The 23,302-nt window shown below is 70.9% G+C and carries 21 protein-coding genes and 1 tRNA gene; 17 read left to right on the top strand and 5 right to left on the bottom strand.

Going from position 1 to position 23,302, the window contains the following annotated elements; genetic code table 11:
* Positions 1-148 precede the first annotated feature (148 nt).
* The 9 genes from ACWEF6_RS21390 to ACWEF6_RS21350 all read left to right on the top strand — a co-directional run bounded on the left by ACWEF6_RS21390 (position 149) and on the right by ACWEF6_RS21350 (position 9,278).
* Positions 149-1,081 (top strand): ABC transporter ATP-binding protein, encoded by a 933-nt coding sequence (locus ACWEF6_RS21390; protein ID WP_449684557.1) that lies wholly within the window; start codon positions 149-151, stop codon positions 1,079-1,081.
* The gene (locus ACWEF6_RS21385) at positions 1,078-1,818 is read left to right on the top strand and encodes an ABC transporter permease (RefSeq protein ID WP_449684556.1); all 741 of its coding nucleotides are present in this window, start codon (positions 1,078-1,080) and stop codon (positions 1,816-1,818) included. Before ACWEF6_RS21390 ends, ACWEF6_RS21385 begins: the two co-directional genes overlap by 4 nt.
* A gap of 19 nt (positions 1,819-1,837) precedes the next feature.
* On the top strand, positions 1,838-3,031 hold the full coding sequence (locus tag ACWEF6_RS21380; RefSeq protein ID WP_449684555.1) for a sensor histidine kinase: 1,194 nt from the start codon (positions 1,838-1,840) through the stop codon (positions 3,029-3,031).
* Positions 3,028-3,633, top strand: a complete 606-nt coding sequence (locus ACWEF6_RS21375) for a response regulator transcription factor (RefSeq protein WP_449684554.1) — start codon at positions 3,028-3,030, stop codon at positions 3,631-3,633. Before ACWEF6_RS21380 ends, ACWEF6_RS21375 begins: the two co-directional genes overlap by 4 nt.
* A 24-nt stretch (positions 3,634-3,657) precedes the next feature.
* Positions 3,658-4,311 (top strand): YdcF family protein, encoded by a 654-nt coding sequence (locus ACWEF6_RS21370; protein ID WP_449684553.1) that lies wholly within the window; start codon positions 3,658-3,660, stop codon positions 4,309-4,311.
* 96 nt (positions 4,312-4,407) lie between these two features.
* Positions 4,408-5,682 carry a deoxyguanosinetriphosphate triphosphohydrolase gene (locus ACWEF6_RS21365; protein WP_449684552.1) on the top strand — a complete coding sequence of 425 codons (1,275 nt, stop codon included), beginning with the start codon at positions 4,408-4,410 and terminating at the stop codon, positions 5,680-5,682.
* A gap of 166 nt (positions 5,683-5,848) precedes the next feature.
* The gene (locus tag ACWEF6_RS21360; protein ID WP_449684551.1) at positions 5,849-6,928 is read left to right on the top strand and encodes a serpin family protein; all 1,080 of its coding nucleotides are present in this window, start codon (positions 5,849-5,851) and stop codon (positions 6,926-6,928) included.
* Positions 6,925-8,742 carry a glycosyl transferase gene (locus tag ACWEF6_RS21355; protein ID WP_449684550.1) on the top strand — a complete coding sequence of 606 codons (1,818 nt, stop codon included), beginning with the start codon at positions 6,925-6,927 and terminating at the stop codon, positions 8,740-8,742. The genes ACWEF6_RS21360 and ACWEF6_RS21355 overlap by 4 nt, the downstream gene beginning before the upstream one ends.
* Positions 8,739-9,278: a DinB family protein gene (locus tag ACWEF6_RS21350; RefSeq protein WP_449684549.1), complete on the top strand. Its 540-nt coding sequence runs from the start codon at positions 8,739-8,741 to the stop codon at positions 9,276-9,278. The genes ACWEF6_RS21355 and ACWEF6_RS21350 overlap by 4 nt, the downstream gene beginning before the upstream one ends.
* A 207-nt stretch (positions 9,279-9,485) precedes the next feature.
* Here ACWEF6_RS21350 and ACWEF6_RS21345 read toward each other — a convergent pair whose 3' ends face one another.
* Positions 9,486-9,935, bottom strand: a complete 450-nt coding sequence (locus tag ACWEF6_RS21345) for a MarR family winged helix-turn-helix transcriptional regulator (protein ID WP_449684548.1) — start codon at positions 9,933-9,935, stop codon at positions 9,486-9,488.
* Between the two features lie 24 nt (positions 9,936-9,959).
* Between ACWEF6_RS21345 and ACWEF6_RS21340 the strand changes: the two genes are divergently transcribed.
* The 3 genes from ACWEF6_RS21340 (at position 9,960) to ACWEF6_RS21330 (ending at position 12,740) form a co-directional block, all read left to right on the top strand.
* Entirely contained in the window at positions 9,960-11,318 is a 1,359-nt protein-coding gene (locus ACWEF6_RS21340) for an MFS transporter (protein WP_449684547.1), read from the top strand.
* Between the two features lie 21 nt (positions 11,319-11,339).
* Complete coding sequence (locus ACWEF6_RS21335; RefSeq protein ID WP_449684546.1) at positions 11,340-11,906, top strand: carboxymuconolactone decarboxylase family protein; 567 nt, start codon at positions 11,340-11,342, stop codon at positions 11,904-11,906.
* A gap of 63 nt (positions 11,907-11,969) precedes the next feature.
* Positions 11,970-12,740 (top strand): hypothetical protein, encoded by a 771-nt coding sequence (locus tag ACWEF6_RS21330; protein ID WP_449684545.1) that lies wholly within the window; start codon positions 11,970-11,972, stop codon positions 12,738-12,740.
* Here the strand turns inward: ACWEF6_RS21330 and ACWEF6_RS21325 are convergent.
* The gene (locus ACWEF6_RS21325) at positions 12,721-13,665 is read right to left on the bottom strand and encodes a sigma-70 family RNA polymerase sigma factor (RefSeq protein WP_449684544.1); all 945 of its coding nucleotides are present in this window, start codon (positions 13,663-13,665) and stop codon (positions 12,721-12,723) included. The two genes, ACWEF6_RS21330 and ACWEF6_RS21325, sit on opposite strands and share 20 nt — an antisense overlap.
* A gap of 32 nt (positions 13,666-13,697) precedes the next feature.
* Here ACWEF6_RS21325 and dnaG point away from each other — a divergent pair, with 32 nt between their 5' ends.
* The 3 genes from dnaG to ACWEF6_RS21310 are packed head-to-tail and all read left to right on the top strand — an operon-like array spanning position 13,698 to position 16,952.
* Positions 13,698-15,614, top strand: a complete 1,917-nt coding sequence (dnaG, locus tag ACWEF6_RS21320; RefSeq protein WP_449684543.1) for a DNA primase — start codon at positions 13,698-13,700, stop codon at positions 15,612-15,614.
* Between the two features lies 1 nt (position 15,615).
* Positions 15,616-16,137, top strand: coding sequence for a hypothetical protein (locus ACWEF6_RS21315; protein WP_449684542.1), 522 nt, complete (start codon positions 15,616-15,618; stop codon positions 16,135-16,137).
* A gap of 47 nt (positions 16,138-16,184) precedes the next feature.
* Positions 16,185-16,952: a trans-aconitate 2-methyltransferase gene (locus tag ACWEF6_RS21310; protein ID WP_449684541.1), complete on the top strand. Its 768-nt coding sequence runs from the start codon at positions 16,185-16,187 to the stop codon at positions 16,950-16,952.
* On the opposite strand, the gene ACWEF6_RS21305 is transcribed toward ACWEF6_RS21310, so the two are convergent.
* Positions 16,942-17,112 (bottom strand): hypothetical protein, encoded by a 171-nt coding sequence (locus ACWEF6_RS21305; protein ID WP_003097798.1) that lies wholly within the window; start codon positions 17,110-17,112, stop codon positions 16,942-16,944. The genes ACWEF6_RS21310 and ACWEF6_RS21305 overlap by 11 nt on opposite strands.
* Before the next feature lie 167 nt (positions 17,113-17,279).
* On the opposite strand from ACWEF6_RS21305, the gene ACWEF6_RS21300 reads away from it, so the two are divergent.
* Positions 17,280-17,352, top strand: a tRNA-Asn gene (locus ACWEF6_RS21300).
* Between the two features lie 377 nt (positions 17,353-17,729).
* Positions 17,730-18,956, top strand: a complete 1,227-nt coding sequence (locus ACWEF6_RS21295) for a hypothetical protein (RefSeq protein ID WP_449684540.1) — start codon at positions 17,730-17,732, stop codon at positions 18,954-18,956.
* A 434-nt stretch (positions 18,957-19,390) separates the two neighbouring features.
* Here ACWEF6_RS21295 and ACWEF6_RS21290 read toward each other — a convergent pair whose 3' ends face one another.
* Together ACWEF6_RS21290 and ACWEF6_RS21285 are read right to left on the bottom strand one after the other, a co-directional pair.
* On the bottom strand, positions 19,391-19,681 hold the full coding sequence (locus ACWEF6_RS21290) for a hypothetical protein (RefSeq protein ID WP_449684539.1): 291 nt from the start codon (positions 19,679-19,681) through the stop codon (positions 19,391-19,393).
* A 240-nt stretch (positions 19,682-19,921) separates the two neighbouring features.
* Positions 19,922-22,918, bottom strand: a complete 2,997-nt coding sequence (locus ACWEF6_RS21285) for a fibronectin type III domain-containing protein (RefSeq protein ID WP_449684538.1) — start codon at positions 22,916-22,918, stop codon at positions 19,922-19,924.
* Between the last annotated feature and the right edge of the window lie 384 nt (positions 22,919-23,302).

The following is a 23,302-nucleotide window of genomic DNA, read 5'->3' as shown; positions in this document are numbered from 1 at the left end:
CCCCGCCACCTCTGTGGCGCGCCCCCCCCCCCCCCCCCCCCCCCACGCCACATTGGGGCGCTTGGGCCGGGCACCCCTGACACCTGTCACGGCCAAGTCGTGACGCACGATCCGGGGACCCGGGCCCGCCGGGCGGCAGCCTGGGGGCATGCGAGAAACAGACATCCAGGCGGTGGCGGCGGGGGCCGCGATCCACCTCACCGGCCTGCGGAAGCACTACGGCGACGTGCACGCGGTCGACGGCGTCGACCTGACCATCGCCCCGGGCGAAGTGGTCGCCCTGCTCGGCCCGAACGGGGCCGGCAAGTCCACCACCGTCGACATGATCCTCGGCCTGACCAGTCCCGGTGCCGGCGACGTGCGCGTGTTCGGGCGCAAGCCGATCGACGCCGTCCGCGCCGGCCTGATCGGGGCGATGCTGCAGGGCGGGGCCCTGATGGACGACCTGACCGTCGGCGAGACCGTCGGCATGGTCGCGGCCCTGCACCGCAAGCCGATGCCGGTCGCCGAAGCCCTGCGTGCCGCCGGTGTCGAAGAACTGGCCGGCCGTCGCGCCAACAAGCTTTCCGGTGGGCAGAAGCAGCGGGTCCGCTTCGCCGTCGCCCTGGTCAGCAACCCGGACCTGCTGATCCTCGACGAGCCGACGGCGGCGATGGACGTCGGCACCCGGCGCGAGTTCTGGCAGTCGATGTACTCCTTCACCGAATCCGGGCGCACCGTCCTGTTCGCCACGCACTACCTCGAAGAGGCCGAGGAGTTCGCCGACCGGGTGGTGCTGATGCGCCGGGGCCGGATCGTCGCCGACGGCTCCGTCGCCGAGGTCCGCGCGCTGGCCGGCGGCCGCACCCTGCGCGCCGCCGTCCCGGGCGCCACCGACGCCGTCATCGCCGCGCTGCCCGGCGTCAAGGAATTCGAGCTGCGCGGCGACCGCGTCGCGATCTCCAGCGGCGACTCCGATGCCACGCTCTGGGCGCTCAAGGCCGCGGTTCCGGCCGTGCACGACGTCGAAATCAGCGCCGTCGGCCTCGAAGGCGCCTTCCTGTCCCTGACCGCCGACGAGACCGCGGAGCCCGTCCGATGAACGCCACCTACCTGCTCACCGAGATCCGCCGGAACTTCCGGGCGCCCCGCTTCCTGATCTTCGTCGTCGCCTTCCCGGTGCTGATGTTCCTCTTGCAGACCAACGTCTTCACCAAGGCGAGCGATCCGCACCACGCGGAGATCGCCGCGGTGATCATGATCAACATGATGACGTTCGGCGTGTTCGCCGCGGCGACCAACAGCGGGGCCCGGCTGGCCCTCGAACGCGCGGCCGGCTGGCAGCGCCAGCTGCGCCTGACCCCGCTCACCGGCACCGGCTACCTGGCCGGCAAGGGCATCTCCGGGATGCTCGTCGGGCTGCCCGCGCTGGTCCTCGTGCCGTTGCTGGGCGTGCTGGCCGAGGGCGTGCACGTCGACGGCGGCGGCTGGGTGCGGATCTTCGCCGGCATCTGGCTCGGCATGATCCCGCTGGTGCTGCTCGGCCTGCTGCTCGGCCAGTTCGGCACGCCGGACTCGATGCAGCCGATCAACATGCTCGTCACGCTCGGGATGGGGTTCCTCGGCGGGCTCTGGATCCCGATCGAGTCGATGCCCGGCTGGATGCACGACGTCGCCCAGATCATGCCGACCTACTGGGTGCTGCAGGTGGCGCGACCGGCGGTGACCAGCGACATGGTGGTCTCGCTGCCGACGGCGGCCGGCGTGCTCGGCGCCTGGACGGTCGTGCTCGGAGCCCTGGTGATCAGGCGTTACCGTAAGGACAGCGCCCGCGTCTGAGGGCCGGAGGGGAACGACGATGGCGAAGCGCCGGTTCGGTCTGGACAGCAAGGAATCCTGGTGGGAGGACCCGCTGCCGGATGCCGCCGACCGCGGGCCCGGCGGTCCGCGCTGGCCGATCATGTCGATGGTTTTCCTGCTGCCGTTCCTCATCCCGGTCACGCGCTCGCTGCTGGCCGAGCCCGCGGTCACCCCCGGGCTCGTCGCCACCCTCGTCCTCGTCTACGCCTACTCCGCGTGCTACGCGGTGTTCCCGTACTTCTTCCGCCGGGAACGCCTGGTGAAGCTGGCCTTCGGGATCACGATGAACGTGCTGGGGCTCGCCTCGCTGGCGACGGCCGCCGGCAGCGGGTTCGTCCTGCTCTACGGCACGGCGGTGGTCGTGTTCCTGGTGCCCGCCGCCTGGTCGGTGATCATCGACCTGACCACGGTGGCGCTCGGCGCGGTGATCCTGCTGGCGCAGGGCCGGTTCGTGGCGGACTACGGCGACCTGATCACCGTCTTGTCGATCACGGTGGCGATGTTCTTCATGGGCAACCTCGTCCGCGCGGTCCGGCGGCTGGAACGCGCGAACGAAGAGATCGCCACCCTCGCCGTGGCGAACGAGCGCCAGCGCCTGGCCCGCGACCTGCACGACCTGCTCGGGCACAGCCTCACCACGATCACCGTCAAGGCGGGGCTGGCCCGGCGGGTGCTGGAGAGCGCCGGTGACATCCCGCGCGCGGTCGAGGAGATCCGCGAGGTGGAGAGCCTCACCCGCAGCGCGCTGTCCGACGTCCGCGCGACCGTGTCGGCGAACCGAGAGGTGTCGCTGTCGGCGGAGCTCGTCGGCGCCCGGGCGGCGTTGCGGGCCGCGGAGATCGACGCCGACCTGCCGCACGCGGTCGACAATGTCCGTCCGGAGTTCCAGCCCACCTTCGGGTACGTGCTGCGCGAAGCCGTCACGAACGTGCTGCGGCACTCCGGGGCCAAGCGGGTGCGCGTGCGGCTGGGCGACACCTGGCTCGAGATCGAGGACGACGGCACCGCCACCGACGTCGTCGCGGGCAACGGCCTGCGCGGGCTGACCGAGCGGCTGGCCGCGGCCGGGGGCACGCTGCGGACGTCGGGCCGGCCTGGGGGAGGATTGCTGGTGCGGGCGGAGATCCCGCTGCCCGAACCGAGCCCGGCCACCCCGGCCGTGCGCGCCGAACCCGCGGGAGGACTCGCTTGATCCGGGTGCTGCTGGCCGACGACCAGGCCATGGTCCGCGGGGCCCTGGCCACCGTGCTGGGCCTGGAGAACGACATCGAAGTGGTCGGGCAAGTGGGTTCCGGCGACGAGGTGGTGGCCGCCGCGCGCGAGACCAAGCCGGACGTCGCCCTCCTCGACGTCCAGATGCCCGGGAAGGACGGCCTGGAGGCCGCGGCCGACCTGCGGAACGCCCTGCCGTCGTGCCGGGTGATCATCTGCACGACGTTCGGCCGTCCCGGCTACCTCGCCCGCGCGATGGCGGCGGGCGCGGCCGGGTTCGTCGTCAAGGACGCGCCGCCGGAGCAGCTCGTCGAAGCCGTCCGGCGAGTCCATAGTGGACTGCGGGTGGTGGATCCGGCGCTGGCCGCGGAATCCCTCGCCACTGGCGCCAGCCCGCTCACCGGGCGCGAGCGGGACGTGCTGCGGGAGGCCAAGGACGGCAGCACGGTGGCCGACGTCGCCCGGGCGCTGCACCTCTCGGAAGGCACCGTCCGCAATCACCTCTCCGCGGCGATCGGGAAGACCGGCGCGCGGACGCGGGCCGAAGCGGTGCGTGTCGCCGAGGAGCGTGGGTGGCTCTGAGCCGCCTCTGAAAGAATGGCCCGGATGGGTACCGCTGAACGCACCAAACCGTCGGTGGCGAGCTGGGCACGCCGGATCGTCCTCGGCACGCTCCTCGTGCTGGTCGCGCTCGTCGGCGGCACCGCGTTCCGGGTCTGGCAGGTGGCCCGCGTGAACGACCGGACACCCGCCGACGTCATCGTGGTGCTGGGCGCCGCGCAGTACAACGGCAGGCCGTCGGAGATCTACGCCGCCCGGCTGGCGAAGGCCAAGCAGCTCTACGACGCGGGCGTCGCGAAGACGATCGTCACCGCGGGCGGCAAGAAGGCCGAGGACAACTACACCGAGGCCCGGGCCGGCCAGCTGTGGCTGACCCGGCGCGGCGTGCCGGCGTCGGCGACCCTCGCCGTCGGCGAAGGCAGCGACACGCTGCGCAGCCTGCGCGCGGTCGCCCAGCAGGTCGAGGCCCGCGGCTGGCGGACGGCGGTGCTGGTCAGCGACCCGTGGCACTCCTTCCGCGCCCGGACCATGGCCGACGACCTGGGCCTGGACGCCTGGACCGCGCCGACGCACAGCGGGCCGATCGTCCAGGAGCGCGTCACCCAGGTGCGGTACATCGTCCGCGAGACCGGGGCGCTGCTGTACTACCGGCTGACGAAGACGCCCGCGGACGATCTGTTCGCCACTTTCCTCGGCTGAGCGTTTTGTCGGTGACATCCGGGGCTTCGCCCCGGGTCGGGGGCTTCGCCACCCGAACCCCCGAAAAATGTCGGTGGCGCCGTTTAGGCTGGTCACGTGGACTACACCGAGCACGACACCGCCCGCCTGCTGCCCGAGGCGGCCAAGGGCGCGGCGCTGCCCGGGGCCCGGGCGGACGGGCGCAGCGCGTTCTCCCGCGACCGGGCCCGGGTGCTGCACTCGGCAGCGCTGCGGCGGCTGGCCGGCAAGACCCAGGTGGTCGGGCCGGGGGAGGGCGCCGAGGTCACCGGCGTCCCGCGCACGCGGCTGACGCACTCGCTGGAGGTCGCCCAGATCGGCCGGGGCATCGCCGAGGAGCTGGGCGCGGACCCGGACCTGGCGGACACCGCGGGGCTGGCGCACGACATCGGCCACCCGCCGTTCGGCCACAACGGCGAGCGCGCGCTCGACGAGGTGGCCGGCGCGTGCGGCGGGTTCGAGGGCAACGCGCAGACGTTGCGCATCCTCACCCGGCTGGAGCCGAAGCTGCTGTCCGCCGAAGGTGACCCGGTGGGGCTCAACCTGACCCGCGCGTGCCTGGACGCGACCACGAAGTACCCGTGGCCACGGCGGCCGGGTCAGGTGAAGTACGGCGTTTACAGCGACGACGTTCCGGTGTTCCAGTGGTTCCGGGAGGGGGCACCGGCCGAGCGGCGGTGCCTGGAAGCGCAGATCATGGACTGGGCGGACGACGTCGCCTATTCGGTGCACGACGTCGAGGACGGCGTGCTGGCCGGCCGGATCAAACTGCGCGTGCTCGCCCACCCGGACGAGCGGGCGGCCGTCGCCGAGGCGGCCGCCAAGCACTTTTCGGCGCAATCGGTGTCCACTTTGGAGGATGCGGCGGCGGAACTGCTGGCGCTGCCGGTGGTGGCGGCGCTGGCGTCGGCCGAGCCGGACGGGTCACCGGGCGCCCAGGTCGCGTTGAAACGGCTGACGAGCGAGCTGGTCGGCCGCTTCACGACGGCGGCCGTCACCGGCACGCGCGAGAAGTTCGGCGAAGGACCGCTGAGCCGCTACGGGGCCGACCTGTGCGTCCCGGGGCGGGTCGCCGCGGAGGTGGCCCTGCTGAAGGCGCTGGCCCTGCGGTACGTGATGAGCGACCGCCGCCGGCTGGCGATGCAGGAGGGCCAGCGCGAGCTGCTGATCGAGCTGGTCCACGCGCTGGCCCGCCGGGCCCCGGAGTCCCTCGACCCGCTGTTCGTCCCGGCCTGGAACGCGGCCGCGGACGACGCCGGCCTGCTCCGCGTGGTGGTCGATCAGGTCGCCTCCCTCACCGACGCCCAAGCCCACGTCTGGTACTCCTGGCACGTCACCCGCCTCCACCGCTGACCCGCGCCGTGATCGGAGCGCCGACACGCGTGATGCCCGGCCGAGCACGCGAAATGCCCAGGGGCGCACGGGCGGTGCCGCGAAACTTTCGGGTGAAGTTGTCATCCTTGGGTGGAGTTGCGCGTGGGCGGCCGGTGGGGGTCGACGGTCCGGTAGTCTCGCCCGCATGGCCACGGACAGCCACCTCCGGTTCGCCCTCGCCGTCCACACGGCCCTCGGTGCCGGGGGCGGGAACACGTGCTATTCGCCGTACTCGGTGGCCAGTGCGCTGACCCTCGCCGCGCGGGCCGCCCGGGGGGAGACGCGGGACGAGCTCGTGAACCTGCTCGGTGACCCCGACGCGCAGACCGTCCTGCTGCGGGAGGCCGCCCAGCTCGCCGAGGACGACGCCGAGCTGGCCGTGGCCAACACGTTGTGGGCCGACGACCGGCTCCCGCTCGAAGACTCCTTCAAGGCCGAGCTCGCCGAATGGCCCGGGGCCGCCGTCGCGAGCGCGCCCTTCGAAAAGGAACCCGAAACCGCTCGCGCCCTCATCAACGACGACGTCGAACGCACCACGCGCGGGCTGATCCCGCAGCTGCTGCCGCCCGGCTCGATCAGCGACGACGTCGCCGCCGTGCTCGTCAACGCCCTCTACCTCAAAGCCGCGTGGAAACTGCCCTTCCGCGAAGCCAACACCAGCGACGCGCCGTTCCACGCCCCGGCCGGCACCCGGGACGTGCCGACCATGTGGCTCAGCGAAAGCCTCGGCTACGCGCACTCCGGCGGCTGGCAGGCGGTGCAGCTGGCCGCGGCCGGTGGCCTGCAGGCCGTCGTGCTGCTGCCCGACGGCGAGCTCGCCGAGGCGGAAGCCCAGCTCGACCAGGAAAAGCTGACGAACCTGCTCGGCAAGATCCGCGCCAAGCAGGTCGAACTCTCGCTCCCCAAGCTCTCGCTCGACGTGTCCAGCACGCTTTCCGGCGTGCTGCACGGCCTCGGCGTGCGGACGATGTTCACCGACCGCGCCGACCTGACCGGGCTCTCGCCGGATCCGCGGCTGACCGTGTCCGAGGTGCTGCACCAGGCCGTGCTGCGCGTCGACGAACAAGGCTTCGAGGGGGCCGCGGCCACCGCGCTGGTCATGCGCCTCATGTCGATGATGATCGACGACCCGGTCGCCGTGGCGGTGGACCGGCCGTTCCTGCTGCTGGTCCGGCACGCCGGGACCGGGGCGCTCTACTTCCTCGCCAGGGTGGTCGAACCGTGAGCCTGAAGTCCGAAGCCGTTCCCGAGCTGGTGCCGCCCGCTCCCGAACCGCCGGAAGGCCCGAAGCGCTGGGCGTGGCCGGACTCCGCGATCGCCGGCGGGTTCCTGCTGTTCACGATCCTGCTCTACAACGGGCTGTGGTTCGACCTCAAGCGCGGTTACCTCTGGAACGGCGGCGCCGACCAGAGCCAGTGGGAGTGGTACTCGACGGTCGTCGCGAAGGCCGTCCTGCACTTCCAGAACCCGTTCACCACGGACCTGCAGAACTACCCGCACGGCGTCAACATGGCGGCCAACGCGGCGATGTTCGGCCTGAACATCCCGCTGGCGCCCCTGACACTGACCTTCGGCGCGACCCTCACCTGGGCGATCGTGCTCACCGCGGGCCTCGCCGGCACCGCGCTCGGCTGGTACTGGGTGTTCTCCCGGCACCTGGTGCCGAACCGGACGGCGGCCGCGATCGGCGGCGCGTTCTGCGGCTTCGCGCCGCCGATGATCTCGCACGGCAACGCGCACCCGAACTTCGTCGTGCTGTTCGTGCTGCCGTTCATCGCGCTCAAGACGATCCAGGTCGCGCGCGGCGTACGCCCGGTGCGCAACGGCATCGTGCTCGGGTTGCTCGTCGCGTGGCAGATCCTGCTGGGCGAAGAGCCGCTGGCCATCTTCGCGCTCGCCTTCATCGTGTTCGCGGTCGCGTGGCTGATCCCGCACCGCGCGGAGATCCGCGGCATGCTGGCCCCGCTGGGCAAGGGCATCGGGATCGGCGCGGTCGTCGCACTGGTGATCACCGGTTTCCCGTTGTACTGGCAGTTCTTCGGCCCGCAGAGCTTCCATTCGCTGCTGCACGGTTCGGCGGGCAACGACACGGCGGCCTTCACGCGCTTCGCGACGCAGTCGGTCGCCGGTGCGCCCGAGGCGGCCGCGGACGTCTCGATGAACCGCACCGAGGAGAACGCGTTCTTCGGCTGGCCGCTGATCGTGCTCATGGTGATGCTGACGATCTGGCTGTGGCGCGACGTCGTTTCGCGGGCGCTCGCGATCACGATGTACGTGATGGCCCTGCTCTCGCTCGGCATCGAGATCACCGTGGCGCACGAGGACACCGGCATCGCCGGCCCGTGGAAGTGGCTGGGCCAGCTGCCGCTGCTCGACTCGCTGCTCGAGTCCCGGCTCGCGATGGGCTGCATCCCGGTGGTGGGCGCACTCCTGGCGATCGCGACGCACCGCGTCTGGACCGCGGCCGCCGAGCAACCGGAACCCCTCGAGGGCAAGCAGCGGTTCCCCTTGAAGATGGTCTGGATCGGGGCGGTGGTGGCCGTGCTGCTGCCGATCGCGCCGACGGAGCTGGTGACGCACCAGCGGCCGCTCTCGCCGCCGTTCTTCGCCGACGGGATCTGGCGCCAGTACATCGCTCCGGGCGGTTCGCTGGTGCCGGTGCCGCTGCCGAGCACCGGGGAGGCCGAGCCGCTGCACTGGCAGGTCGACGCGGGTCTCGGCTACCCGATGCCGGAGGGCTACTTCGTCGGCCCGACGTCCCCGACCGACCGCCGCGGCCGCTACGGCGCCGTCCCGCTGCCGACGTCGGACCTGTTCGCCCAGGTGGAGCGCACCGGCCAGGCGGCCGAGGTCACCGAGGCCGACCGCACCCAGGCGCTCGCGGACCTGCGCGCCTGGAACGCCGACGTGCTCGTGGTCGGGCCGCGCCAGAACCAGGAAGCGCTGAAGTCCACTGTGGAGCTGCTGCTGCGCAAGCCGGCGGAGTTCGTCGGCGGCGTGTGGATCTGGGACGTCCGCCCGCTGACGGCGTCTTCGTGACCACTGTGGACGATCAGGGCCGCCCGGAACCGCCCTACGACGGCGACGAAGCCACCACGCTCCTCGGCTTCCTCGACTTCCACCGCGCGACGCTGGCCTGGAAGTGCGCCGGCCTGGACGCGGCCGGTCTGCGCGCGACACACCCGCCGTCCACGATGACCCTCGGCGGCCTGCTCAAGCACCTGGCCTACGTCGAGGACCACTGGTTCTCCCACGTGCTGCACGGCCGTGACCGGATGGCGCCGTTCGACGCGGTCGACTGGGCGGCCACGCCGGACTGGGACTGGGATTCGGCCGCGGACGACACCCCGGAGCAGCTGCGCGACCTCTGGGCGGCCGCGGTCGAGCGCTCCCGGGCGGCGGTGAAGGAGGCGCTGGCCGACGGTGACCTGGGGCGGCGCGCCCGGCGTGCCCTGCGGGACGGCGGCACGCCGACCCTGCGCTGGATCCTGGTCCACCTGGTCGAGGAGTACGGCCGCCACAACGGCCACGCCGACCTGGTCCGCGAGGCGGTCGACGGCAGCACCGGGGAGTAGCCAGCCCCCGGGCCGGGCGATCTGTGCCGAACGGGTCGCGGACCGTCGCCCGCCGGTCGCCGTAGGGCATGGCCGCCGGGAACAGGTTCCGGTCGCCCTCGGCCGACGAGGTCGGGCACCACCATCCGCGGGACCACCGTCGGGAGACCCGGGTTCATACCGGCCCACCCAAGCCGGTTCCGGCCGGGCGCACAAGTCGGAGCCGGATCAGCCGAGGACTTCGTCCGCGAGCCGGTCGAGGTAGCCGGCGAAGCGCTCGCGGTCCTCCCGCGGCCAGTGGCCCACCAGCGCGTCGAAGGCCTGGCGCTGGTGAGCCCGCGAAGCCTCGAGGAACTCCTTCGCGGACTTCGTCAGCGTCAGCACCGCCCGGCGCGCGTCGCGGGTCGACGTCGAGCGCTCGACGAAGCCCGCTCGGGCCGCTTCGCTCACCATCCGGCTGGCCACCGAGCGGTCGATGCCCAGCTGGCGCGCCACGTCCGCGACCGTCACCTCGTCGCCGGCCGCGCCGTCGATCGCCTGGATGACGAACAGGTTCGGCACGGTCCACGACGGCGGGGTGCCGGCGGCGAACCGGTCGACGACGTCCGGGCCCCACTGGCGCGCCCAGTGGCGGACCAGGCGGAACAGGGCCGGGCCGCCCTCGCTTGATGTGTGCATAAGGCACGTTATAACGTGTGCTTTATGCACGCATCTCGGAACCTCGCCTACGCCGGCCTCCTGCTCGGAATGGCCATGGCCCAGCTGGACGGGCTGGTCCTCACCGCCGCGCTGCCGTCGATCGGTGCCGACCTGCACGCTCGCACCGGGCTGGTCGCGGTCACCGCCGCCGGGCTGCTGACCCTGACCGTCGCGACGCCGCTGCACGGCCGGCTCGGCGACCTCTACGGCCGCCGGCTCTCCTTCGCGCTGTCGGTGCTCCTGTTCGCCGCCGCCTCCGCCTGGTGCGCCGCCGCACCCGATCTCGCCTCGCTGATCGCTGCCCGCGCGCTGCAGGGACTGGGCGGCAGCGGGCTGATCGTCACGGCGATGAGCGCGCTCGGCGAGCTGTTCGGCCGCGACGAGCTGCTGCGCCGCCAAGGCCGGCAGACGGCCGTCTTCGCGGCGGCCACCCTCGGCGGCCCGCCGCTGGGCGGGCTGCTCGCCGCCGGTCCCGGCTGGCGGTGGATCTTCCTGGTCAACCTGCCGTTGTGCGTGCCCGCCCTCCTGCTCGGCCTGCGCGGGCTGCCGGCGAAAGCGCGTCCGGACAGGGAGAAGTTCGACGTCCCGGGCAGTGCGCTGCTGGCCGTCGCGGGGACCGCCGTCGTCGCGCTCGGCACGGTCGACGCGCTCGCCAGGAGTCCACTGTGGACGCCGATCCTGCTCGGAACCATCGTGGTGGCGGGCTTTCTGTTCGTCCGGCGGCAGCGCCGCACGAAGAGTCCGCTCATCTCGCCGAAGGTGTTCGCGGACGCCGTCCTCAGGCGCGCGGTGGTGGTCAACGGCCTGGCGGGCGCGGCGCTCTACGGCACCTTCACCTACGTCGCCCTGGTCGCCGCGCTCGGTGCCCGGGCGGCGGCCACCGGGCTGCTGCTCGTCGCCATGACCGCGGGGCAGCTCGTCCTCTCGACGTCCTTCGCCGCGCTGGCCCGGCGGTACCCGGACCTGACGGCGTGGGGCCGGTCCGGCTGTCTGCTCGGCACCGCCGGACTGGCCGCGATCGCGGTCGCCGCCGCCTTCGACGGCACCCCCTGGCTGCTCGCCCCGGGGTTGTTCGCGATCGGTGCGGCCTTCGCCGTCTGCACATCCGCCTACACCGTCCTGGGCCAGACGCGGGCCGACCGGGCGCTGCTCGGCGTGACGCTCGGGTCGCTGACCTTCGCCCGGCAGGCCGGCGGCCTCGCCGGGGCCGCGGTGTTCGGCTGGCTCGCGCTGGCCACGACCGGCGGGCTCGCCGCACCCGGCCTCACCGTCGTGTTCGCCGCGGCGGCGGGGGCGATGCTGGTGGCGTGGTTCACAGCGCCCGGTGTCACGTCTGCGGACGCCGTCTCGTCCAGGCCGTAGACACCGACGAAGGAGAACGACATGCCGCGCATCCCCGCCAAGAAGACGTCCGAGGCCGGGCTCTTCCTCAAGCTCGTCTACCGGATCGCCGGCCGCCGCTTCGGCGCGGTGCCGGAGCCGATGGCCGTCACCGCGCACCACCGCGGGCTGCTGCGGGCGTCCGTGGTCCACGAGCTGCTGACCGAGCGCGTGTCGAAGAAGGTCCCGGCGAACGTGCGGGAGCTCGCCGTCTACCGGGTCGCGACGCGGATCGGCTGCTCGTGGTGCATCGACTTCGGCACCATGCTGCAGAAGCACGACGGCCTCGACATCGAGCGCCTCACGAAGATCGACGACTACGCGACTTCCCCCGCCTTCAGCCACCAGGAGCGGCTGGCGCTCGCCTACGCCGACGCGATGTCCGGCGACCAGGTCACGGTCACCGACGAGCAGGTCGCCGAGCTCGAGCGGGAGTTCGGCCGCGAGGGCGCCCTGGAGCTGACCTACCAGATCGCGCTGGAGAACTCCCGTGCCCGGATGAACAGCGCACTCGGCATCGTCGACCAGGGGTTCACCTCCGGCGACGCGTGCCGCGTCCCGCTCCCGTAGGAGGCGCCGAACCCGACCCCGGGGGGACGCGCCGCCGGGGTCCGCCGCGGGACCGTTCCGCCCATGCACCTCGTCGCCAGTGAACGGATCAAGCTCTTCAGCATCACCACGCCCTGGGTGTGCGGCATCTTCACCCTCGTCGCGCTGGCCTTCCCCGCCGTGATCGCCGCGCTCAGCGCGGGGGAGGCCCACCTGCCGCCCACGGTCGCGAGCACCCAGGCCGGCTACCAGCTCGCCCTGGTCGGCGTGCTGGTGCTGGCCGCGCTCGCGGTGACCAGCGAGTACCACTCCGGCACGATCCACGGCACCTTCCAGGCCGTGCCCGGCCGGACGCCGGTACTGCTGGCCAAGGCCGCGCTCGTCGCCGGGTACGCCTTCCTGCTCGGCGAAGCCGCCGCGTTCGCGGCCTGGCTGCTGGCGCGGGTCCTCGCCCCGGGCGCCGACCTGGCCCTGGACAGCGGCGCCGACTGGCGGATCGTCGCCGGGACCGGCCCGGCGTTCGCGCTGGCCGCCGTCTGCGGGGTCGGCGTCGGCCTGCTCGTGCGCTACACCGCCGGCGCGGTCGCGGTGGTCGTCGCCTACCCGCTGATGGCGGAGAACGTCGTCCAGCTGATCCCGCGCGCCGGCCAGGAGATCCACCGCTGGCTGCCGCTGAACGCCGTCACGAAGTTCCTCAGCGGCCGCGGCGAGGCGAACGCGGGCCGGGACGGCGGCAACGCCACCGTCCTGTCCGACTCGCCGCTGAGCCCGGGCTGGGCGCTGGCCTACTTCGCCGCCTTCGCCGCCGTCCTGCTGGCCGCCGGGATCGTGCAGGTCAAGCGCCGGGACGCGTGATCCGGGTCAGCTTGTCCGGGTTGACCATGTCGTAGATCGCCACGATCCGGCCGTCGCGGATGCTGACCGACTGGACGTGCTCGTCGAGGTCGAAGAAGCCGTCCTGGCCCGGCTGCGGAGCCAGGTGCAGGCCCAGGTCGCCGTTGACGAGCACCGGTGTGCCGCCGGTGAGGATCCCGGGCGCGTACTTCCTGGTGAGGCCGATGAAGAACCGGGCGATCTTGTCCGCGCCGACGATGAGGTTGCGGGCGGTGCGGCCCTTGCCGTTCGAGTCGCCGACGAGCACGACGTCCGGGGCCAGCAGCTCGGTCATCGCCCGGATGTCCCCGGCCTGCAGCGCGGTGACGAACATTTCGAGGAGCTTCGCCTGGTCCTCGAGCGGGACGCGCGGTGCCGGGTCGGCGTCGGCGAGGGCCTTGCGGCCGCGGGAGGCGTACTGGCGGGCCGCGTCGACCGAGACGCCGAGGGCGTCGGCGATCTCCGCGAACGGCACCGAGAAGGCGTCGTGTAGGACGAACGCGACGCGCTGCTCCGGCGTCAGCTTGTCCAGGACGACCAGCGCGGCCATCCGCAGGCCGTCGTCGCGGACCGCGACGTCCAGGGGGTCCTCGCTCACCGGCCGCCCGAACGGCGTGACGACCGGCTCGGGCAGCCAGTTGCCGACGTAGCGCTCCCGCTGTGCGGCGGCCGACTTGAGCCGGTCGAGGCAGATCCGGCCGACGACCGTGGTCAGCCAGCCCCGCAGGTCGCGGATCGCCGCACGCCCGGCGTCGTCCAGGCCGGCCAGCCGGAACCAGGACTCCTGGACGGCGTCCTCGGCGTCGGCGCGGGTGCCGGTCAGCCGGTAGGCGACGCCGATCAGGTGACTGCGGTGCTCGGCGAACCGCGCGGCGAGTGCGTCCTGGGCGGTGGGCGTGGAGGCCATGCCCCGAGTGTGCCGCAACCGGCAAAGCTAGAGTGGGTGACGTGGCAGGACGGATTCGGGAGAGCGACATCGCGGAGGTGCGCGAGCGGAACCGGATCGACGAGGTCGTCGGGGAGTACGTGGCGCTGCGTCGCGCCGGTGGTGGCAGCCTGAAGGGCCTCTGCCCGTTCCACAACGAGAAGACCCCGTCGTTCAACGTCCGCCCGACGCACGGCACCTTCCACTGCTTCGGCTGTGGCGAAGGCGGCGACGTCATCAAGTTCATCCAGAAGATCGACCTGATCTCGTTCGTGGAAGCCGTCGAGCGGCTGGCCGACCGGGTCGGCATCCGGCTCACCTACGAGGGCGGCGGCGCGACGATCCAGCGCGACCGCGGCAGCCGCACCCGGCTGGTCGAGGCCCACCGCCTGGCCCAGGAGTTCTACGCCGAGCAGCTGGTCACCGACGAGGCGCGCCCGGCGCGGGACTTCCTGTCCGAGCGCGGGTTCGACGCCGCGATGGCGAAGACGTTCGGCTGCGGGTACGCCCCCGGCGGCTGGGACAAGCTGACGAAGTTCCTGCTCACCCGCGGCTTCGAGGTCAAGGAACTGCTCACCGCGGGGCTGTCCAAGGAGGGCCAGCGCGGCCCGATGGACCGGTTCCACCGGCGGCTGGTCTGGCCGATCCGCGACGTCGGCAACGACGTCGTCGGCTTCGGCGCGCGGCGGCTGTTCGAAGACGACCGGATCTCGGCGAAGTACCTCAACACGGCCGAGTCGCCGATCTACAAGAAGTCCCAGGTCATGTTCGGGCTCGACCTGGCCAAGCGCGAGATCGCGAAGCGGCACCAGGTCGTCGTGGTCGAGGGCTACACCGACGTCATGGCGATGCACGCGTCGGGCGTGCCGACGGCGGTGGCGTCGTCGGGCACGGCGTTCGGCGAGGACCACATGAAGGTGCTTCGCCGGCTGATGATGGATGACGACGCCTTCCGCGGCGAAGTCATCTTCACCTTCGACGGCGACGAAGCGGGCCAGAAGGCGGCGCTGAAGGCGTTCGAGGGGGACCAGACGTTCGCCGGCCAGACGTACATCGCCGTCGCGCCGGACGGCATGGACCCGTGCGAGCTGCGGCTGGCCAAGGGCGACAGCGCGGTGAAGGACCTGGTCGCGCGGCGGACCCCGCTGTTCGAATTCGTCATCCGCAGCACGCTCAAGAACTACGACCTCGACTCGGTCGACGGCCAGGTCGCGGCGCTGCAGAAGACCGTGCCGATGGTGGCCTCGATCAAGGACCGCGCGGCCCGCGACGGCTATGCGTCGAAGCTCGCCTGGTGGGTGGGCTGGCAGGACGTCGCTCAGGTCGTCAACCGCGTCCGCGGGGCCGCGGGCGCGACGGACAAGCGCGGTGGGGCCCCGCTGCGGCAGTCCGCGCGCGCCCAGCAGGCCGCGCCGGCGGTCCCGGCGCAGGACGTCGCCCGCCCGGCCCCGAAGGACCCGCGGTTCGCCGTGCAGCGCGAGGCGCTGAAGGCCGCCCTGCAGCAGCCCGCGATCGCCGGGCCGGAGTACGACGCGCTGCCGCTGGAGGCGTTCACCCACCCGGTGTACGTCGCGGTGCACGAGGCGGTGCTCAAGGCGGGCGGCGCGGGTTCGGGCCTGACCGGCCCGGCGCTGCTCGACGCGGCGGCCCCGCACTGTCCGGAAGGGACGGTCCGGCGGGTGCTGTCGGAGCTGGCGGTGGAACCGTTGCAGGCCAAGGACGAGGTCGACTCCCGGTACATCTCGTCGATCCTGGCGCGGCTGCAGGAGGGGCTCGTCGGGCGGCAGATCGCGGAGATCAAGGGCAAGCTGCAGCGGCTGTCGCCGGTCGAAGCGCCGGACGACTACCGCGCGCTGTTCGGCGACCTCGTCGCGCTGGAGCAGTACAAGAAGTCGCTGGGCGAGCAGGCGGCCGCCGGCGCGTGGAGCTGAGATGAGTTTCCTGCGCCGGTTGCTCGGCGACCGCACCCCCGACGGGTTCGCCGGAACTTTGGAGCCGGGCGAGGAAGTCGTCGACAGCGCCCCGGTCGAGGGCGGCGGCCACCTGGTCGTGACGGCCCTGGGCCTGTGGATCCCGGCCGGCGAGGGCGCGCGGCGCGTCGGCTGGCACCTCGTCGGCAAGGCGACCTGGGCGGACGGCGTGTTCACGCTGACGGAGTCGGCCGAGGCCGGAACGGCGGGTACGGCGGTCGTGCTGGCCGACCTGCCGCCGGTGCGCTTCCGGCTGCCGGCGCCGGGCAAGGTGCCGCGCGAGGCCTACCAGCGTGTCGAGGGCTCGATCCGCTCCCGGCACCGGCAGGAGATCGGCGCCGGGGGAGCGTGGTTCGTGCAGCGCAAGGTGCCCGGCCGCGACGGCAGCGTGCTGCAGGTCCGGCCCGACCCGGGCACCGACGTCGAGCTGGTGACCGCCATCGCCGAGCAGGTCGCCGCGAAGCTGGTCAACCCGGCCGAATAGCAGTACGCTCGTACTCAGTACAGGCGTACTGTTTCTGGGAGGCGACCGTGTGGGATCCGGGCAAGTACCTCGACTACGCCGACCTGCGGGCCCGGCCGTTCCACGACCTCGTCTCGCGTATCGGGGCCGCGTCGCCGCGACGGGTCGTCGACCTGGGCTGCGGCCCGGGCAACCTGACGGTCTCCCTGCGTGACCGCTGGCCCTCGGCGGCGCTGGAGTGCAGTGATAGTTCACCCGAAATGGTGGAAGCGGCCCGCGGTCGCGGTCTGGACGCGCAGCTGCTCGACGTCCGCGACTGGAAGCCGGCGCCCGACACCGACGTCGTGGTGTCGAACGCCGTCCTGCAGTGGGTCCCCGACCACGCTGCGCTGCTGCGGCGGTGGGCGTCGTCGCTGCCGGCGGGGGCGTACCTGGCGGTGCAGGTGCCGGGCAACTTCAACGCGCCTTCGCACGTGCTGACGCGCTCGCTGGCGGCGTCCCCGGCCTGGGCGTCCCGCTTGGAGGAGGTGGTGCTGCGCGAGGACGACGCGGTGTCGACCCCGGCGGAGTACGCGAACCTCCTGGCCGACGCGGGCTGCACCGTCGACGCCTGGGAAACGACGTACGTGCAGCCCCTGGCCGGGCCTTCACCGGTGCTGGAGTGGATCACCGGAACGGCGTTGCGCCCGATCCGCGCGGCCCTGCCGGACGCGGAGTGGGAGCGGTTCCGCGCCGAACTGGCCCCGCTCCTGGACTCGGCGTACCCGGCGCGAGCCGACGGGATCACGTGGTTCGAGTTCCGCAGGGTGTTCTTCGTGGCCCGCGTCAGCGCTTGAGCTTCTCCCCGATCTTCGCGCGAGCCACCCCGGCGGCGCCTTGGACCATCGGGTGGTCGACGACCCGGCGGTAGGTGCGCACGAGCTGCTCGTACCGCCCCCGGCCTGCCTTGGCGCCCAGTACGTACCCCAGGCCTGCCCCCAGCAGGAACTTCTTCATCCGCGTCCACGCCTTCCGTCGTTAGGTCGTCCGACTGTCCATTGTCCAGGAAAACCGCGCGAGCGGGGGCGGTTGCGCTAAGTGGGGGGTGGTGCACGGGGCTTCCGGGGCATGGTCTAGAGTTCTTCTCGTCGGTCGGAGAGACCGGCACCGGAAGTGAGCAACATTCCCCTGTAGCTCAACTGGCAGAGCATTCGGCTGTTAACCGGAGGGTTCTTGGTTCGAGTCCAAGCGGGGGAGCAAAGCCCAGGTCAACGACCTGGGCTTTGTTGCTGCCCAGGAGTAGGGGCGATTTAGTGGCTATCTTGACAGTCGTCCAATGATCGATCGTCGTCCTGGTCGCGCGGCCTGACTGATCGCCATCGGCTGTCGGCCGCCGATGTCGGCGCCCGCGGTCAGCCGCTGTAGGTTCGATCGCTGTAGCTGAGAAGCGGTCGTATTTGGGTGCGCCGGCCCGCCCCCGTCGACGGTCCGCCTCGGCCAGGAGACTTCGCCGTCCGCTCTGTCGGTGGACGATCTGCCAGGCCGTATCGACGTCGTGCGCCTGTCCCCAATCGTGTCGACTGCGGCGCGCCAATCCGGATGACCGCGGTCGGGCACCGCATTAGTCTCGGCGGATGAGCACCGAGCGTCCCTCGGATGATCGGGTCGAGCCCGCATCCGACGAGCTGTCCGGCGACGATGCCGGCCGATCGGCAGCCGCAGTGTCGTTTCCGTCCGCCGCGGCCGAAGTGCTGAAGCCGTTTCAGCAGTTGGTCACACCGACCTCATCGGCATCTGCTGCGCAGCAGGCGATGGCTCGCATCGCACAGGACGCCGCAGACATCAGCCGGGCGATCGCGAGCAGTCCCGCTGCTCAGCTCGCTGAAAGTGTCGAGCAGCGGCGACGTAAGTTCGCCGAGATCGGGGCTGACGCGGCACACGCCACGGCCGGGGTCGCTGATTGGGGAGCCGGTTGGAAGCGGCTGCGTGAGCAGCAGTCCGAGTGGGCGCAGCAGGTCGCAGGCTCGATCCAGCGTGCTGTCGATGGGTTCGCGCCCTGGATCAAGAAGGCCGCCACGAAGGTAGGCGAGGAGGCCAGGGCCTACTACCGTCGTGCGGCGCCGCCGAACTGGATCACCGACGAGATGGTGCGGGTCGATTTCATCACGGCCGTCCGGTTGTCGCTCTCGGAAGGCATCCCGCTGGCCTGGGTGCCGGACCCGGAGACTGTGCAGCTTTTGCTCGGAGTCGCCGCCGAAGGTCCTGAGCGACGGCCTCAGCTCACCGCGATCCTTGAGGAACGTAGCGACATCATCGTTGACTATTGCGACACCCGACTCGATGAGATCGCCCGGAACTCGGGCCCCGCCGTACAGCTGCAGAACACGATTCGGCTGACCCGTCAGGCCGTTCAGGCCGTGCGTGTCGGATTGGACGGGCCAGCCCAGTCGGCGGCCGCCAACCTGCTCGACCAACTCCTGCGCAACGCCTCGATCACCGTCTTCGGCGACTACCGCCACACGAAGGCGCTCAGCCGCGTCCAGGCCCTCTCATCCGAGACCGACCGGACCGGAGTGCTGGCGTTCGTCCGGTGGCTCGGTGTGTTGCGCGAAGTAGCGACGCTCATGCCCGTGGCCACGGCGATGACGGCATGGAACCCGGCCAGCGGCCAACCACCTCCGGAGAAGTTCAGCCGTCACGTTGTCGCCCATTTCATTGCAGCAGAAGGCCAGGTCAGCCGCTCGAACGCCCTTGTCGCGGTCATGACCGCCGTCTCCCTGCTCAGCCAGCAACATGATTCGAACTGGGGCATGTGGAAAATTCTCCAAGGCGTCGGAACAGACACACCGGCCGGTTTCTGACTGCACCGTAGGCCTGCTGGCGGATCGGAGGGTGGTCAAGAGTCCGATCAGCGCGACCACTCGGCCGGGACGCGTGGTCGCGTTGAAGTCGGCGCTCGAAGTGATCGTGTCCGGCCTCGATCAGGTGGGAGGACGCCGTCTCCGGGCGTGCTCGTGACCCTCTCGCTGCCAGTGAGGTGCACAAGGCCTCCTGACCTGCGGTTTTGTCGAATCCGCAGGTCGGCTGGGGCAGTCTGGGGCAGTTCGGTGCACTTCGATGCCGTTGAGAGCGGTTCCAGAAGGGGTTTGCCCCAGCTGTGCCCCAGCGAAATTGGTGAGAGAAATTTCCCGTGCAGCTCACCAAGTGTCGTCCCGGGATCGCTCGAGGTGTCGACGTGCAACGTGATGGGCCCGGACGCCGTGACGGCGCCCGGGCCCATATCGCGTCGGTCGGACTACGCCATCGGTCCTTCCTGAAGTCCGCACAGGGCGGTGCACCGAGGGGTCGTGTGCTGCTTGTTGACCTGGTTCCAGAACATCCGGCCCATCCACGCGGGCACACCGAAGGCCACGACCTGCTCCGCCGAGGTGCCACTGCTCGGCTGGTTTATCTCGGTCGCCGCAACTGGCGCCGCAACGGCGCCGACGGCAAGCAGCCCAGCCGCCAACGTGGCGGCCAGCCTTGTGCGCATCCTGTGGCGCGTTGCCTGAGGGACATCCGCGGTGGCGGCGAACTCCGTGGTCACTGCAGTTCGTTTCCTCATGTCGGTTAAGTACCCATCTGTCCGACTTCCAACCCGGCGCGTCACCCACGAGGCAGGCTCGCCTGCGCACCAGGCCTTCCTCCCTTGAGTCACCAACCGAAGCTCAAGCAATCCGTCTCGACGGAGGAAGCAAACCTTTGCACGGCCCTGACCTCCAGACCAAGCAGGTCAGGGCCGAGGTTGGGCCGGCGCTCCATGACCACCCGGGGCGCCGGCCAGCGGCTACCGATCCGTCAATGCCAGAGTGATGCGGACGGGCTTCAGCTTGGGCGTCATGACGAGGCCCGGCAGGACCATGGAGATCGCCAGCGACCCGTCGGGCTGCCGGATGGCCGTGGCTTGCTGCGGCCAAGGGGCGATGGCGTAGGCCGTCTTGCCCGTGGCGGCCTCGACGATCGTCACCTGCCCGATCAGCGGCAGCACCCCGTTGATCCGGTGAAGGTCGATCTTGACCCGGTAGGTGGATCCGCCGCCGGGCACCGTCGCCGTGCCGGTGACCTTGGTCAGCGCTCCCTTCTTGTCGACGCCCGTGGTGAACGCGGTCTTGGGTGCCGCGCCGGCGGCCTGCCAGATGACGCCACCGGTCACCGAGACGCTGAGCTGGTCGGTCGTCGGCGCCGCCGGGGTGACGGGTGCGCTGGCGATCGAGGCAGCCCCCAGACCGGAGGCGTTGCGCGCGGCGACCGTGAACGTGTACGCGGTGCCGTTGGTCAAGCCAGTGACCGTCGCCGTGGCCTGGTTGCCACCGACCTCGACCACCTTCCCGCCGGGCTGAGCGGTCACCACGTACGCAGTAATCGGACCGGATCCGGTCTGCGCCGGCGGGGTCCAGGTGACCATCGCCTGGCGATCACCAGCGGTGGCGGTGACACCGGTCGGTGCCCCGGGCTTGGTAGCCAGTGCAGAGCCGAGGCTGGTGACGAGGCTCTGCCGGACAGCGTCATCCAGCCCATCGACCGGGCCGCCGATCTGCCCGAGCGCGGCTTCGGCCTGAGCGCGAACCTGCGGATCCGTGAGGTCCGGCACGGTCACCTCGAGCTGATCGGATGCCAGCACCTGCTGGGCTCCGGCCGCGGTGAGGTTCGCCGTGAACGTGCGAGTTCCCGGTGTCCAACCGGTCGTGTCGACCGGGATTTCCGCCCTGCCCTGCTGATGTGAGGCGACGGAGATGGTCGTCGGCGGCAACCCCGCGACCGAAACGGTGTAGGAAGCGGTCACGTTCCCCACGTTGGTGACGTCCACAGCGAGTTTCTGCCCGGAGACTCCGGCCAGCAGGACGCTGGGGCCGACGAACTGGAGTGCGCCGTCACCGTCACCGCCGGCGGAACCCATCTTCTCGAGCGCGCTGAGGCTGGGCTCGTCCGACGGCGTCGTTTCCGGTGGTGGCAACTGGTCATCGAGGTCGCTCGCGCCGAACGCGCCGACGGCGCCGCCGTCGAAGATGAGCCCCGGCCAGTCGTTGTGGCCGCGAAGTTCCGACTGGGTCTCGTCCGCGGAGACGTCTAGCCCGCTGCTCGTCCCGCTGATCGCGCCGTTGCAGTTCCAGTCCAAACGCGGCCCGGCGACGTGGTCTACACGCCGGAACTCGTCGTTGCCGATCGGGCAGAACCAGGCGATCTTATCGGTTGTGCCGGTGTAGCCGTCGTTCTCGTTCAGCGAGCGTTCGTCGAGTGCCGGGAGTTCGGATCGGGAGTAGTCGAGCCCGCGCCCGCCCATCTGCCAGCTGTAGTTCATCACCGACAGGTAGTTCGGTTTGTTGTTCAGATCTGCGCCTTCGTCGGCGCCACCGCCGCCGTGGTGCAGGCCGAGCGTGTGCCCGAACTCGTGCATGAAGGTCCCGGATTCCTGCCGGACCGAGAAACCCGAGGAAGCCGCTCCGCTGGTGACGAGGAAAGAGTCGCCGTTGAAGCGGCTCTTTGTGACCTGAGCGACCCCGGAGCTGTCGGAACCGGCTTGGCGGTCGCCGAAGATGGCGTAGTGGAACACGTCGGCGCGTGTGGCCTGGAAGTTCGAGGCCTTGATCGCGTTGAAGCCCGACCAGTCGAAGTCCTTGCTCCCGGATCTGCCGAGAGTGGCCTGGTAGGGCACCTGGCCTGCCTGGCTGCGTTCGCCCCAGGTTGCGTGGGTGACGGGGTTCATGACGCTGTTGGGGCCCGAGTCGATGTGCAGACGGATGCCGGATTGGCCGTCGGGGTTGGTCATCGGTGCGTTGGCGAACGCGGTGACGACATCGTTCATCGCGCTCTGCTGCGGCGCGAAGTTGCGGCTGTTCGAGCAGATGATCCACAGGAAGCAAGTCCGCGGCTTGACCATCCAGTCGACCTCGACGAACAAGTCCTTGTGGTCGGGCGAGGCGCCCATGGCGGGCAGATCGACCTCGGGAACGCCGTCACCGTTGGTGTCGTAGCCGTTGATCTCCCAGCTGTCGGGGAGACCGTCCTGGTCCCGGTCCTCGGGTGCCTCGCTGGGTGAGAACGCGGTGAGGTGAGCGACTCGGCCGGTGCCGTTGGGGGTGAGGTGCAGCGGCCAGCTGAGTCCGGCGCCGTTGTCGATGTGCTCCGTGCAGCGGCAGCTGTTGGGGAACGGTTGTTGCGTGCTGGTGCGAGCCCAGACTTCGGAGTATCCGCCCTCCATGTAAGTCGATCCGCCGGTCAGGGGTACCCACTGCTCGACCCGGCCACCGTCGGCCACGCAAGCCACCGCGTTGTCGGTCACCTTGCCCAGGCCGAAGTCCGAGTTGGCCAGATAGCAGTCGGCGGCGCGGTAGACGAGCGCGTCGAGATCGGCGGCGCCGGAGTTCGTGAGGGAGACGTTCGTTGTGTAACTCTCGCGGCCGGTGACGTAGGTGTCGGTCTGCGTCAGCCGGACTCCGGTCGAACCGAGGTCGACGACCGTGGTCACCCGGAACGGATCGGCACTGGTGCCGGCGCCGACCGGGCCAGCTTGGCTGACCAGGGTGAACGGAGTTCGCGCCGCCGCACCGCCGGCGGGAATGTTCGACGGGCCGTAGAGCGTCCCACCGACCGCGACGAGAGTCGCGCAGGCCGTAACTCCATAGAATTCCGGTGAGAAGTCTCCGACGTGGTTCACTGCGCAGTTGAGGTCGCCGCTGGTCGAGATGGACGATAGCGGTCCAGCCGACGTGATGATGCCGTCATCGGCCGCGAATGCCATCGGCGTCGACAGGGTCACCCCAGATAGGACCAGTGCGCCGATCATGCCCGTCGATGCGGCTCTTCGTAACCGCATGCGCGGGTAACTGGTATTTGATCTCATTTTTCGACTCCTCGCCGCTGGTATTCGTCATCCCGAGTCGGTCGCACGAGAAGCGTTATTACGTGGCTCTTGCGGCGATCTGGTAACGGAACGCCGGTTATGGGCGACTATGACGCGAGGAGGTGTGCCGTGCGTTGGGTTATTTCATTGCTGACGCTGATTGTGACGGCTGCGTGCTCAGCTTCGCCCGCAGGCAAGGCATTGCCGAGTTCGCAGGCTGCTGACGCTCGACAACTTGCCTACGTTGAGGTGGTTGGAGGTTTGTGTCCTGCGGGACCGTGTCGGGAAAGCGTCACCATCAAGCGGGACGGCTCGTGGACTCGAGAG

The organism is Amycolatopsis sp. NPDC004772 (assembly GCF_053601215.1).
Note: the sequence above shows the minus strand (reverse complement) of the source record. Positions and strands in the feature narration are given on the sequence as shown.

Excerpts from the sequence above, each read along its gene's own strand:
- ACWEF6_RS21390 (WP_449684557.1), top strand. The coding sequence starts at position 149 with ATGCGAGAAACAGACATCCAGGCGGTGGCGGCGGGGGCCGCGATCCAC.
- ACWEF6_RS21385 (WP_449684556.1), top strand. The coding sequence starts at position 1,078 with ATGAACGCCACCTACCTGCTCACCGAGATCCGCCGGAACTTCCGGGCG.
- ACWEF6_RS21380 (WP_449684555.1), top strand. The coding sequence starts at position 1,838 with ATGGCGAAGCGCCGGTTCGGTCTGGACAGCAAGGAATCCTGGTGGGAG.
- ACWEF6_RS21370 (WP_449684553.1), top strand. The coding sequence starts at position 3,658 with ATGGGTACCGCTGAACGCACCAAACCGTCGGTGGCGAGCTGGGCACGC.
- ACWEF6_RS21360 (WP_449684551.1), top strand. The coding sequence starts at position 5,849 with ATGGCCACGGACAGCCACCTCCGGTTCGCCCTCGCCGTCCACACGGCC.
- ACWEF6_RS21345 (WP_449684548.1), bottom strand. The coding sequence starts at position 9,935 with ATGCACACATCAAGCGAGGGCGGCCCGGCCCTGTTCCGCCTGGTCCGC.
- ACWEF6_RS21340 (WP_449684547.1), top strand. The coding sequence starts at position 9,960 with ATGCACGCATCTCGGAACCTCGCCTACGCCGGCCTCCTGCTCGGAATG.
- ACWEF6_RS21335 (WP_449684546.1), top strand. The coding sequence starts at position 11,340 with ATGCCGCGCATCCCCGCCAAGAAGACGTCCGAGGCCGGGCTCTTCCTC.
- ACWEF6_RS21330 (WP_449684545.1), top strand. The coding sequence starts at position 11,970 with ATGCACCTCGTCGCCAGTGAACGGATCAAGCTCTTCAGCATCACCACG.
- ACWEF6_RS21325 (WP_449684544.1), bottom strand. The coding sequence starts at position 13,665 with ATGGCCTCCACGCCCACCGCCCAGGACGCACTCGCCGCGCGGTTCGCC.
- ACWEF6_RS21315 (WP_449684542.1), top strand. The coding sequence starts at position 15,616 with ATGAGTTTCCTGCGCCGGTTGCTCGGCGACCGCACCCCCGACGGGTTC.
- ACWEF6_RS21305 (WP_003097798.1), bottom strand. The coding sequence starts at position 17,112 with ATGAAGAAGTTCCTGCTGGGGGCAGGCCTGGGGTACGTACTGGGCGCC.
- ACWEF6_RS21295 (WP_449684540.1), top strand. The coding sequence starts at position 17,730 with ATGAGCACCGAGCGTCCCTCGGATGATCGGGTCGAGCCCGCATCCGAC.
- ACWEF6_RS21285 (WP_449684538.1), bottom strand. The coding sequence starts at position 22,918 with ATGATCGGCGCACTGGTCCTATCTGGGGTGACCCTGTCGACGCCGATG.